Raw genomic sequence first — 13904 nt, 5'->3', positions numbered from 1 at the left:
CAGATCGGCTTTTGCCAGTCATCCGGATCAGGTTATGGTTTTTAAATATACCGCCAGCAAAAAAGCCGAGTTATCCGGTACGATTTCAATGCATTCTGCACAGGAGGCCACTAGTACAGCAAATAAGGATGAGCTGAGTTTTATGGGGGAGATGGGTAATCATTTAAAGTATGCTGCAAATTTACACATAGAGCATAATGGAGGTACTATTGAAGTTAAAGAGAATACCTTAGTCTTTAAAAATTGTAATTCCCTGGTGATTTACCTGAATGCGAGGACCAATTACAAACCGGATTACCAATCCGGCTGGAGAGGTGCAGACCCTATGCCATGGATAGAACAGGAACAAAAAAATGCGCTTAAACTGGGCGAGAGAAAATTACTTGACCGGCATATTAAAGATATTAGCAGCTTAACAAAGGCGGCTACCATTGATATCGGAACAACAAATTCCGATCTGGCGGCGCTTCCGACGGATCTGCGGTTAAAAAAATATGCAGCCGGGGCTAAAGATCCTGATCTGCAAGAAATTTTGTTCCAATATGGGCGTTATTTATTGGTGAGTTGTTCACGTCCAGGCGGTTTACCCGCCAACTTGCAAGGCTTATGGAACAACAGTAATGCACCAGCCTGGGCAAGTGATTACCACAATAACATCAATATTCAGATGAATTACTGGGCTGCAGAGTCTACGAACATGTCTGAATGCCAGGTTCCATTAATCGATTTCATTGTTGCTGCACAAGAGCCTTGCCGGATAGCAACCCGAAAAGCCTTTGGTGAAAAGACACGAGGATGGACGGCACGAACCAGTCAAAGTATTTTTGGAGGCAATGGTTGGGAATGGAATATTCCTTCCAGTGCCTGGTATGCACAGCATGTTTTTGAGCATTGGGCATTTACTCAGAATAGGGGATATTTGGAGAAAACCGCTTACCCAATCCTTAAAGAAATCTGTGAATACTGGGAAGACCGGTTAAAGAAAATGCCGGATGGAACATTAATGGTTCCAAATGGATGGTCACCTGAACACGGGCCACGTGAAGACGGAGTGATGCACGACCAACAATTGGTGTGGGATCTTTTTCAAAACTATTTAGATGCATCCAAAGCGCTGGGAATTGATCCTGACTATCAAGCTAAGGTAGCCGATATGCAAGCTCATCTTGCGCCTAACAAAATCGGGAAATGGGGGCAGCTGCAGGAATGGCAGGAAGACAGGGATGATCCAGATGATCAGCACAGACATACCTCTCATCTGTTTGCTGTATATCCGGGAAGACAGATCAGTAAAGTCGCAACACCTGAACTGGCAAATGCAGCCATCATCTCCTTGAGGAGCAGGAGCGGAAACTATGGAAAAAATATCAATACCCCCTTCACTGTAGAGTCAACAGTAGGAGACAGCCGCCGTTCCTGGACATGGCCCTGGCGCTGTGCCTTATGGGCAAGGTTAGGAGAAGGAGAAAAGGCAGGAACGATGATCAGAGGCTTACTAACCTATAATACCTTACCCAACCTGTTTGCTAATCATCCTCCATTTCAGATGGATGGTAATTTTGGTATCAGCGGGGCAATGGCCGAAATGCTCTTGCAAAGCCAGGCTGGAGAAATACAATTATTGCCGGCTGTTCCCAAAGATTGGGCTGTAGACGGATCGTTTGAAGGGCTTAAAGCGCGCGGGGGATTTACCGTAAATTGTAAATGGCATAATGGTAAAGTCATCTCCTATAAGATCTCCTCAGAAAAACCGACAAATGTAAAACTGCGGATCAATGGTGAAATTAAAGAGGTGGTTTCCTCAAATCTTAAACGAACTAAATAATCTAAAATGACCAGAGGTTTTGTACTCGTATTATCGATAGTCGCTTTTTTTAATACTGCGGTATGGTCTAAAGATCCTCTTCAAAGGAATTTAGGTCAGGACCCGAACAGCATCAGTAATTCATCTCTGATGCTGAACTACAACCCTAAAGCCCGCAGTTTCTGGGTGAGTACAACATCAGGAAAAAAGGTATTTGTGAAGGGGCTGGTGCCTAAGGCTAATTTCATCAAAGTTGAAAAGGAAGCGGTCAGTGATCCTGCTTTTGGTAAAGGTCAGGCATTGATCGCCAGGGATGCCGACGGGGCTTCAGTATCTTTTACACTTTACCTTTCACAGCCATTTCTGTTTATCCGTCAAAGCATCAAAAATACAACTTACGGAATTGCTGACTTTCCAAAACTTAGCCCGGTGTCTTTTTTATTAGATCTTGGAAAACCGGTTGGTCAGTTAAAAACACTTGGAACCGGAGGTCTGCTGGATCCAGATAAAAACCCTGGGAGTTATGTATTCCTGACCTGTGTCGATCCTGTTTCAAGAAATGGAGTAGTAACAGGTTGGTTAACGAATGAAAAGGGAAGCGGTGTTGTATTTTCTCATATTAAAAACAATTTGATTGAAATAGAACCTCGTGTTGAATATGGTCATTTCCGTTTGCCGGCCGGTAAGACCGAAAAGACCGAAACGTTATTGGTGGGTTATTTTGACGATGCCCGTTTGGGTGAAGAGCAGTTTGCAGAAGCAATGGCAAAGCAGCAAAATATTAAACTTAAGCCCAGAAGCGCTGTGTATTGTACCTGGTATGCAGAGAAAAACGGAGGTGCCGGTACTGAATCCGGGACGATTGAATTGGCAGGTTTTATCAAGAATCAATTGAAGCCTTTTGGTCTTGGAGTGCTTCAAATTGATGACCAATGGCAAGCTGGGAATCAATATAATGGCCCTCACCGGGGCTTTGACCGGGTTGATCCAAAAGGAGGCTATCCCAACGGAATGACAACCACTGCTAAAGCCATAAAAGAAGATGGTCTGACTGCTGGAATCTGGTGGATGCCTTTTAGCCGGAATCATCAGGCCCCGGAATTCAAAGACCACCAGGATTGGTTTGCAAAACGAACCAATGGCAAGCCTTACGAAACCACATGGGGAGGTACTTCTCTTGACCTGACCAATCCCGAAGTTCAGCATCATATTGCTGATTATGCGAGCAGAATGCATCAATGGGGCTACGATTATTTCAAAATGGATGGACTATGGACCGGAACAGTGACCGAACAAATTTATATTAATGACGGCTACAAGAATGACAGTATTGGGAATTGTCTGCCTTTACATAATCCTCTTAAAACGCAAATTGAAGCCTTTAGAGATGGTTTGAGAGTTATACGCAAAGCCACAGGTGAAGATGTATTCCTGTCGGGATGCTGCGTGAGCCAGAACATGCGGTCCTTTGGAGCTTCTATTGGCCTGGTCAACTCCATGCGCATAGGACCCGATTTCAATCATGACGGGCAAAGCATCCGCACCGGGGCCATCCGTGCCTCCAGACTTTATTTTTTAAATGGAAGAGTTTGGTGGAACGATCCGGATCCATCCATGTTGAGAGAAAGTGGAGAATCTACTGCGGATAATGCCAGTAAGGGAATCGGCAGTTTGACCAGAGCAAGATTACTTCCATCCTTTGTGGCTGTTTCCGGACAGTTTTTTCTAAGCAGCGACTGGCTTCCGGATCTGCCCTTAGACAGACTGGAAATTATGAAGCGCTGTATGGCTTCACATAAGGGCATTGCCCGACCGGTAGATGCCTTTGATAAAATGCTTCCCTCTATTTGGATTGCGACAGATAAAAAATCAGGCACCGATCGTAATGTACTGGGATTATATAACTGGGAAACCAGCCCTCAGAAAATCGGTACATCCTTAAGCCGGGCGGGATTAAAAGATAAAATGACCTATTATGCTTTTGATTTCTGGGCAAACAAACCCCTACCGGATCTGTCTGGTTCGTTTGCATGGGAGCTTCCCTCAGAATCCTGCAAGGTTATAGCGGTACGTGCCAAAGCCAAGCATCCGGTTGTGGTTTCAACTTCGCAGCACATCAGTCAGGGGATGATTGACCTGCTTAAAGAAGACTGGGATGGGGAAAGCCTTTCGGGAACAAGTAAACTCATCGGTGGTGATTCTTATGAATTGCGTATTGCTGGGATGAATGATGGCAGGAATTGGAAATTAAGCAGCGCTCTTATTGTTGGAAGCCCTCAGGGTGTAATCATAGAGGTATTGCCCCAGGCAGAGAAGGGCTGGCTTAGAGTCGTGATTAAGGGCAAAGAAAGTCAGGTTGTAAAATGGAAATTAAAGTTTAAAAAATAGTCTTCAATGATCAATTTAAAAATTGCGTTAATTTTAGGGATACTGGTTCCATTTCACGCTGTGTATGCACAAAAGCAACCTGTGGATTATGTTAATCCTTTTATTGGTGCCAGTACCAGCGTTGCCAAAGCCGGTGATGGTGCCGGATTGGGTAAAACCTTTCCGGGCGCTGCCACGCCTTTTGGTTTGGTACAATTGAGTCCCAATACCATTACAGGCGGTGATAATGGCAGCGGTTATAGTTATGAACACACCACCATAGAAGGTTTTGCTTTTACACAGATGAGTGGAATTGGATGGTATGGGGATCTTGGAAATTTTCTGGTCATGCCTGCTACCGGACCATTAAAAACGTTTTCCGGTAAAGAAAATAGTAAGGAGAAGGGATACCGTTCTCCTTATGATAAATCCAGTGAAAAAGCCGGGGCCGGTTATTATACAGTAACCTTATCTGACGATCATATCCGGGCTGAAGCCACTGCAGCACCACATAGTGGTATACTAAGATTTACTTATCCGGCTGGAAAACAGTCACGCATCCAGATTGATCTGGCCCGTCGGGTAGGGGGCACATCTACAGAACAGTATGTTGAAGTTGTGAACGAACATACCATTCGTGGCTGGATGAAATGTACGCCTGAAGGCGGAGGCTGGGGCGATGGCGATGGGAAGCCTGATTATACCGTTTATTTCTACGCGGAGATGAGCAAGCCCTTAAAGAAATATGGAGTCTGGACAGCGGATATACCTAAAGGTACGAAACGTAAAAGGCAAGATGTAACAAGCGATGCTTATCAGGATATTGTGAAAAATTCTAAAGTCTTATACGGTATAAAAAAAATGCAGGGAAAACACTTAGGCTTTTTCTCTGAGTTTGAAACAAGGAAGGACGAGCAGGTCTTGCTAAAAGCAGGGATTTCCTTTGTAAGCATGGAAGGGGCAGAAAAGAACCTGCAAACTGAAATACGGAAATTTAACTTTGATGAAGTTCATCAACAAGCAAAAACACTTTGGGCAGAGGCTTTGAATAAAGTCAAAGTTAGTGGTGGCACTGAAGATGAAAAGACGATTTTTTACACCGCACTTTACCATACTATGATCGATCCGCGCTGCTATACAGATGTAGATGGATGTTACGTAGGAGGTGATCAAAAAATTCATCAAACTCATAAGTTCGTTAAGCGTACGATTTTCAGTGGATGGGATGTATACCGAAGCCAGTTTCCCTTACAGAATATCATTAATCCCACAGTTGTCAATGATATGGTGAATTCATTGGTCGAACTGGCCGATGAAAGCGGACAACATTACCTGGAACGCTGGGAATTTTTAAATGCGTACAGCGGTTGTATGAACGGAAATCCGGCAGTATGTGTTATGGCTGATGCATATAACAAAGGCATCAGAAAGTTTGATATAGAAAAAGGATATACCTTTGCTAAAAATACATGCGAAAAGTTTGGCAATGGTCATGTGGGACATTCCTTTCAGATTTCAGAAACTCTGGAACATGCTTATTCCGAATGGTGTTTATCTCAGCTGGCAAACAGTCTGGGTAAGAAGGAAGATGCCGGAATATATCTTGGAAGATCAAAAAGCTATAAGAATATCTTTGACACCACGCAACATTGGTTTAGGCCAAAAGAAAAAAATGGAGCTTGGTCCCCATGGCCTAAAGATGGTATTTTGACCATGGGATACGGATGTACGGAAAGTAACCCCTATCAGCAAGGTTGGTTTGTACCCCAGGATGTAAAAGGATTGGCTGCATTACTTGGTGGCAGTGAAAGTATGGCAGCGAAACTGGAGTCTTTTTTTGAGAAAACGCCACAGTCCATGAAGTGGAATGATTATTACAATCATGCCAACGAACCTGTTCATCTTGCTCCATTTATGTTCAATAAGCTGGGCAAGCCTTACCTTACCCAGAAATGGGTAAGTGAAATATGCCGAAGGGCCTATCGAAACTCCGTAGAAGGGCTGGTTGGTAACGAAGATGTAGGCCAAATGTCAGCCTGGTATGTATTGTCTGCCAGCGGACTACATCCTTCTTGCCCCGGAGAAAGCCGTTTTGAGATCTTCAGTCCGGTCTTTGATAAGATTGAAATACAGACCGATAGTCATTTTGCAAAAGGAAAGATTTTTACGATTACAGCGCATCATAACTCAATTCAAAACAGATACATTCAATCTGCAAAATTGAACGGAAAAGATTATAATAAATGTTATATAGATTTCGCCCAGATTATAGATGGTGATCAATTAGAATTATTCATGGGGCCTGAACCTAATATGTCATGGGGTACATCCATTTAAATTGAAGTGTTAGGGCAAAAATAACGTTGATATTGGTCAAATTAGCATCGATAAAGAAGGCTGAAAAACTGGTAAATTTGAATCTGTTAGCAACTTACACACGCAAATTGTTACTTGTATTCATAAGATTTTTATAAATGGAAAAAGCTATTTTTACCATACGCCTGGTTATTGTATTACTGTTAGCCTTCAATTTCTCCGCGAAAGCACAATGGGATTTTAATACAAATTATTTTAAAATCCATATCAACAATAGGGGATTTATCACCAGTATGAAAAATACGACGGTAACACCCAGCAAAGAGTTTAGCCCTGCGGATAAGCCTTCGCCATTGATGTCTCTTTATGACAGTAAGAAAAAAGTTTATTATGAGCCCAATAAAGCATCTTATAACAAGAGCAATAAATCGATTACATTAAATTATCCCAATGGTTCCTTGGCCAGGATTTCACTGGTCACTCAGGAAAAATATTTTAAATTAACCTTACTGTCTCTAAGTCCACGTAACGGGGTTGATGATATTCAATGGGGAGCAATCCATACCACTATGACCAACCTGTTTGGCGAAATCATTGGAGTGGCCCGTGATACCAGCGAAGTGACCAATTATGCTATTGGAATGCTTGCCCTTAATGACAACACACTGGGCGGTACTTCAGAAACCATTGCCGATGCCGCACCCTTTCAGTATATCATCCATACACCTGATGCGAAGCGTTTTCCATTGCCAGGTCATCTGCATGAGGGGGAAGTATTTACCCTCGGAGGAAATGGAATTAGTGATGTTGCTTTTTACGCCCATAAGGAGCCCTATTACCGGATATTGTACGGAAATTCAGCTGTAGTGGATAGCAGGGGGCAGATTTCAATTAATTATCATTCAAGAGACAGGACGTTCAAAAGAGAGGTGTATTATTCCTTAATACCCAATATGGCCGCAAATACGCCAAACCATATTGAAGTACAGCCATTGCCCCGAGTAGATTATATAGGTTCTTCCATTGCTCTGTGGGGAAGCCCGGACAGTACAGCACTAATGGATGTTGTGCAGAATATTGTTTTATCGGAGAAACTGCCACATCCAACCATTCATGGCAGATGGGTGAAAGACCCGGCAGCCTTTAAACCAGATGTACTCACGAGTGGCGGATTATATGACAGCATTGTGCCTTATACAGCCAGACTAGGTTTTAAAGCCATCAGCCTATATGATCAGGGCTTTTTAAGACCAGACCGTGGCAATAAGGGTTATATTGACGGAAGAAATTTTGAGAAAAAACCTTTGAAATTCACTTCCGGTAACAAATCGCAGAAAGAACTTGCTGAAATGGCCGCGAAGTATGGAATCGTTATAGGTAGAACCCCAATTTCCAACTCTTTGGCTCCAGGTACTAAAGATGCGAGTCCGATTCCAAGTGACAGTTTGTGTTACCAGCAGAAGCGCTTACTGGCAAAAAATATCAGTGCTGCTGATACAATTATTACAGTAGATGACCCTACACATCTCGAAGAAATTGCCAGTTGGGAAGGACATACTAAAAGCTTAAATATGATAAAGATAGGGAAGGAACTGATCCATTATCAGGGTATTTCTGATACAAAACCCTACCGGCTTTTGAACGTAAAACGCGGATACTGGAATACCACTCCGGCCGGCCATAAAGCTTTGGATACAATTTACAAACTGCAGGTCACTATAGATTACGGGTATGACGGGTTGATTCCGAATATGGATTTGCAAGATAAAATAGCCGAATACTATGCAGATGTCTGTTATATCAATGGTTTAGGCTACTATGATTTTGACGGGCAGGAATTTTTGTTCAATAATGGACATGGCTACTATTCTGCAAAACGGTTTTTTCGCAAAATGTTTGAAAGGGCAGCAAAGTATCCTATTCCCGATATTCGTTTTACTGGCTCTACTTTATCAGAAGGCTCATGGCATTATCAAAGTATCTGGAATGTTGGAGGAGGGAAAAACCTGTACGATGTGGATACCAGGGAATGGGGCAGTAGTACCAGCCAGGGTAAAGACCTTCGCGATGTTACCTATTCTAATTTTTTTCCGGTTGGGATGGGCGGTAATTTTCCGATCAAAGCCAATTCAACGGTTGCACAATATGAACATATACAGGCAATTTCTGTAGGTGTTGGTACAACCTACAGTTTGACCTTAAACCAGAAAGATGTTGAAAGTTGCCCGCAGAAAGATGCCATCTTTAAAGTGATCAGAACCTGGGAGGATGCCCGTTCAGCAAATGCCTTTTCCCGCTCCATAAAAAAGCAGCTGGCCGACCCTAAGAAAGACTGGACTTTAGAAAGAGTAGATAACAATACCTGGACATTGTACCAAAGAATCAATGGCGTAAAAACGAATCCGATTGTTTTGAAAAGGGATAAAGCTTATTAATATATTTAGAAATGAAATTTAGAATTCAACACCTGTTCGTATTTATGGCCTTAATGTTTGCTGGTACAGCAGATGGATATGCCCAGTCTAACCCTATTTCAGATTGGCTGATTAAGCCGGTAACGGCTAAAGCCCAGGTCCGTGAAAGCGACGACAGAAAAGATATTGTCCTGGAAAATGGCCTTTTGAAAAGGGTCTTCAGGCTGACTCCAAACCTCGCTTGTGTTGATTATAGCAATTTGAGTACCGGAAGGCAGCTGTTGCGGTCCGTACGGGAAGAGGGCCGATTGGTTATTAATGGAAAGACCTACAACATAGGTGGTCTTTATGGCCAGAAGGAGAAGGCTTACCTCCTGCCGGAATGGCTTGATGGTTTTACCGCTGGTGCAAAGGATTTTAAATATGTTTCCTACGAAGTGAAACCCATTGCCCCCCGTATACAATGGGACCATACTAAATATTGGGAATTACATGCAAAACCTGCTTCAGGTAAAGTGGTTTCTTTCCTGTACAAAGCAGGTGCGGCAGAATTGGAAGGTCTGGAGGTTCGGGTGAATTATGAATTATATGACGGGATACCTTTGATGGTTAAATCTCTAAGTGTTTTGAATAAGAGTAACAAATCTTTTAAGATCGAAAGTGTGGTGAATGAAGTACTGGGCATGGTGGAAGAAGAGAGCTCGGTAGAAGGCAGCTTCGATCTGATGAGAAAGCCGTCAGGAATTTATTTTGAGACCAACTACGCTTTTAACAATTCTATGAACTATGCAAATAGTGACCAGACCACACACTGGAAACCAGATTCAACCTATACCTCACAAGTGCATTATCGTTTTCAAACACCTGTACTGCTGGAAATTTATCCGGATAAAGCACCTGGTATTGAGCTCAAAGCAGGAGAGGTGTTTAACTCTGTGCGCACCAATGAATTGTTGATGAACAATGAAGACAGGGAGGGTCGTGGCTTGGCGATCAGAAAAATGTACCGTACCATTGCTCCCTGGACTTCGGCCAATCCAATATTTATGCACCTTGTTGCCAGAAATGCAAACCAGGTGCATACGGCTATTGATCAGTGCGCGGCTACAGGTTACGAAGCCTTGATCCTCAGTTTTGGTAGTTATCTGAATATGGAAGATACCACCCAGTCAAATATAAAGGCATGGAAGGACCTGGCTGCTTATGCACATAGTAAAAATGTTAAGATCGGTGGCTATTCTTTATTTAGCTCGCGCAGCATCAATCCCGAGACAGATGTTGTTGATCCTGTTACAGGAAAACCAGGTGGTGCGTTTTTTGGTCATGCACCTTGTTTTGGAAGCAAATGGGGGCTTGCCTACAGAGACCACATCAAAAGCTTTTTCACCAAAACCGGATTTGACATATGGGAAAACGATGGCCCTTATCCTGGTGATGTATGTGCCTCTACAAGCCATCCTGGACATAAGGGACTGGAAGACTCCCAATGGAGACAAATGGAAATCCAAAAAGAACTATATACCTGGTTAAATGAAAGAGGGGTTTATATCAATGCGCCTGACTGGTATTTTCTGGACGGCACCAATAAGATTGCTTTGGGCTACCGGGAAGTGAATTTCTCACTTCCAAGAGCAACACAAAAAATCATTAACCGCCAGAACATTTATGATGCCACCTGGGAGAAGACACCATCCATGGGTTGGGGATTTGTACCACTTACTGAATATCAGGGAGGTGGAAGCGCTGCAACGCTGGAACCCCTGTCTGAACATTTGAGCGATTATGAGCAACTGATGATGCAGTATTATGGCGCAGGTGTACAGGCCTGTTACCGTGGGCCAAGACTATACGATACCGAAGAAACCAAACAAACGGTCATTAAAGTGATCGGCTGGTACAAGAAATACAGGGACATTTTAAACTCCGATATTATTCACTTGCGCAGGGCAGACGGACGTGATTGGGATGGGATCCTGCACGTTAATCCTTCTTTAAAAGAAAAAGGACTAATGATGTTATATAACCCAACCAATGAGCGAATGACAAAAACAATTAAAGTTCCTTTGAAATATACGGGTTTAACGGATATGATCAGGGTAAGTGAAAAAGGAGAGATGGCTAAAACCTATAAATTGAACCATGACGACACCATCGATCTAACCTTTACCCTCAACGCGGGCGGCTATTCCTGGTTTGTCATAGAGGGACAAAAAAGCAACAAAATTTCTACTCTGTAATGAAAAGAATTAAGACCTTATTCATTGCCTCTTTATTTATGTGTGCTGCGGCCAGCGCACAGGAGAAGAGTAGCAGTTATTCTGGTAGGTCAAAAGTGACTGATGTATGGGTGGTGTTCAAAACCCATTTTGACTTAGGCTTTACCGATTTGCCAGAAAATGTTTTTGCACGCTATAGGGGTGAAATGATGGATAAGGCATTAAGTGTGATCGAGAAAAATGTGACCTTGTCCAAGGATCAGCACTTTGCCTGGACCGTACCCGGATGGCCACTTTACGCCCAGATTTTAGGACCAAAACAAGATCCGGAACGAAAAAAAAGGATAGAAAAGGCGATTAAAGAAGGTTCAATAGTGGTTCATGGACTGGCATTGACCACTCATACAGAATCCCTAGATGAGGAAGATCTGGTTCGTGGATTGGGCTACTCCTCCAGAGTTGCCCGTGCGTATGGGCAGGCCTTGCCGATTAGTGCTAAAATGACGGATGTTCCCTGCCATTCCTGGATTCTGCCCACTTTATTAAATCATGCAGGTATCAGGTTTTTGCAATTAGGGTGTAACCCGGCAAGTCAGTATCCTCGTTTCCCTCCGCTTTTTTGGTGGGAAGGTGCTGATGGCTCCAAAATATTGTGTCAATATACTTCTGATTATGGTTCGGGAATAAAAGCACCCTCAAACTGGCCCTTAAAGAATTATCTGGCCATGATCATGAGTGGTGATAATCATGGACCACCTAATCAGGAAGAGGTCGAATCGATAGTAGCTCAAATCAATAAAGAAATGCCGGGTGTAAAGGTTCATCTTGGAACGCTCGATGATTTTGCAAAGGCAGCTCTTGCAGAAAAACCAAATTTGCCAACAGTAAAAGGGGATACACCAGATTCCTGGATTCACGGCTTATTGTCAAACCCGGTAGAAGCAAAGATCGGACGAAATATACGCCCTTTGGAACCGGCTCTTGATGGCCTGCATACACAAATGAGCATTTGGGGAATTCCCGTAAAAAGCATTTCGGCCAAACTGGATAAAGCTTATGAGCAGAGTCTTTTGTATGCGGAACATACCTGGGGTATGAATGCTGAATATGGCCCGCGTTACAGCTATGGTGAGGATTGGAAAAAGTGGATGGCGGAAGCAGCTGCAGAACCAGATCCTGAAAATGGGGATTATTCGAAACTTAAAAACAGCGATGCACATCATACCAATGTAGGTAGCAAGAAGAAGTGGTTGCATTCTTACGACGTTAAGAGAGGCTATATTCATCAAACAAATGACATCATCAATACGGAGTTGAAAAGCCATTTAGATTTGCTGGCCAGATCCGTCCATATTTCCGGAAAACGTTTAGTAGTCTATAACCCTTTGCCATGGAGGTGGTCTGGTATGGTGGAGAATCCATGGAATAAAGGGCATTATTTTTATGTTGAAGAGGTTGCTCCATCCGGATATGTGAGCTATACGGAGAAGGATTTGAAAGAATCCACCCCTACAAATGATCCGCAATCTGAATTTGAGACACCTTATTTTAGCATCGTTTTTGATCTGAAGAAAGGTGGGATAGCTTCCTTAGTTGAGAAAGAAACCAAGCGAGAATTGGTAGATCAATCTTCTAAATATGTTGTCGGACAGTTTTTACATGAACGTTTCAGTACAAAGGAAGTTGATCAGTGGTTTAATACGTATAGCAGGGTAAAAGATGGCTGGGGTTTAAATGACCTCGGGAAACCGGGAATGCTTGGCCCAGATAAAGCGCCATATATGGCTTTTACACCTGATGATTGGAAGATCTCTGTAGCTCATTCTGCTGTTGCAGATATAGCTACTTTGACTTCAGAAAACACTCAGGGCTTTGCAAAGAAATATACGGTAACATTTACATTCCCCAGAAACGCTGCTTATGTAGATGTAGAGTGGTTTGTAGATGACAAAACACCAGATAAACAACCCGAAGGCGGATGGTTATGCTTTCCTTTTGAAGTGAAAGACCCTAAATTTACGGTGGGCCGTCTGGGAGGGCCAATAGATCCTGCAACCGATATTATTTCTGGTAGCAACAGATATCTGATGGCAGTCAATACAGGCGTATCCATTACGCAGAAAGACAAATCAGGAATGGGGTTAAGCCCAATGGACTCCCCATTAATTGGTTTAGGCGAACCAGGGCTATGGAAGTTTGCATTAGAGCATATCCCAACAACGCCTTCGGTATTTGTTAATCTGTATAACAACATGTGGAATACCAATTTCCCATTGTGGCAGGCAGGTTCATGGAGCGAAAGGGTTCGTATCTGGCCTATTGATAAAAATACGGAAACAGTAGCCAATCTATCTGAAAAATCCTGGGAGGCCAGGCTATCCTTGTTAACCGGAACTTCAGATGGAGAAGCCGGGAAATTACCTGCAAAAAATGAAGGTATTTCTATTTCAAGCAAAGGGGTACTGGTCACTGCCTTCGGAGAAAATCCGGACGGTAAAGGCACTGTTTTACGTTTATGGGAACAGAATGGCGTTTCGGGCAGTATTACAGTTACCCTTCCTAAAGGTTCAACTTATATTAAAGCTGTTCCGGTTAACCTTCGGGGTGAAGTAATGGGAAAACCAATGTCTGTGTCCAAAAACAGGCTGACGTTTTTTATGCATGCTTATGCACCTGTTAGTTTTATCCTGATAAAAACAATAAAATAAACAGATGAATAAAATAATTTTTTACTTTTTTTTGCTCCTTGGTATGTCCCTTTCCGGGCGGGGAATTGCTCAGCCGATA

At 43.0% G+C, this 13904-nt stretch carries 6 protein-coding genes; all 6 read left to right on the top strand.

Annotated elements, in window-relative coordinates; all coding sequences use genetic code 11:
* Positions 1 to 1825, top strand: a 1825-nt coding sequence (locus VNZ46_RS10050) for a glycosyl hydrolase family 95 catalytic domain-containing protein (RefSeq protein WP_325560038.1), incomplete at its 5' end; no start/stop codon positions are given.
* A 6-nt stretch (positions 1826 to 1831) separates the two neighbouring features.
* Positions 1832 to 4192, top strand: coding sequence for a glycoside hydrolase family 36 protein (locus tag VNZ46_RS10045; protein WP_325560037.1), 2361 nt, complete (start codon positions 1832 to 1834; stop codon positions 4190 to 4192).
* A gap of 6 nt (positions 4193 to 4198) precedes the next feature.
* On the top strand, positions 4199 to 6508 hold the full coding sequence (locus tag VNZ46_RS10040; protein WP_325560036.1) for a GH92 family glycosyl hydrolase: 2310 nt from the start codon (positions 4199 to 4201) through the stop codon (positions 6506 to 6508).
* A gap of 137 nt (positions 6509 to 6645) precedes the next feature.
* Positions 6646 to 8922 carry a hypothetical protein gene (locus VNZ46_RS10035; protein WP_325560035.1) on the top strand — a complete coding sequence of 759 codons (2277 nt, stop codon included), beginning with the start codon at positions 6646 to 6648 and terminating at the stop codon, positions 8920 to 8922.
* Between the two features lie 11 nt (positions 8923 to 8933).
* Entirely contained in the window at positions 8934 to 11138 is a 2205-nt protein-coding gene (locus VNZ46_RS10030) for an alpha-galactosidase (RefSeq protein WP_325560034.1), read from the top strand.
* Positions 11138 to 13825 carry a hypothetical protein gene (locus VNZ46_RS10025; RefSeq protein WP_325560033.1) on the top strand — a complete coding sequence of 896 codons (2688 nt, stop codon included), beginning with the start codon at positions 11138 to 11140 and terminating at the stop codon, positions 13823 to 13825. Before VNZ46_RS10030 ends, VNZ46_RS10025 begins: the two co-directional genes overlap by 1 nt.
* Positions 13826 to 13904: the final 79 nt, after the last annotated feature.

This window comes from Pedobacter sp. (assembly GCF_035566355.1).
Taxonomy (GTDB): domain Bacteria; phylum Bacteroidota; class Bacteroidia; order Sphingobacteriales; family Sphingobacteriaceae; genus Pedobacter.
This window is presented reverse-complemented; position numbering and strand designations above follow the sequence as displayed.

Coding starts and splice junctions, on each gene's coding strand:
- VNZ46_RS10040 (WP_325560036.1), top strand. CDS start 4,199: ATGATCAATTTAAAAATTGCGTTAATTTTAGGGATACTGGTTCCATTT.
- VNZ46_RS10025 (WP_325560033.1), top strand. CDS start 11,138: ATGAAAAGAATTAAGACCTTATTCATTGCCTCTTTATTTATGTGTGCT.
- VNZ46_RS10035 (WP_325560035.1), top strand. CDS start 6,646: ATGGAAAAAGCTATTTTTACCATACGCCTGGTTATTGTATTACTGTTA.
- VNZ46_RS10045 (WP_325560037.1), top strand. CDS start 1,832: ATGACCAGAGGTTTTGTACTCGTATTATCGATAGTCGCTTTTTTTAAT.
- VNZ46_RS10030 (WP_325560034.1), top strand. CDS start 8,934: ATGAAATTTAGAATTCAACACCTGTTCGTATTTATGGCCTTAATGTTT.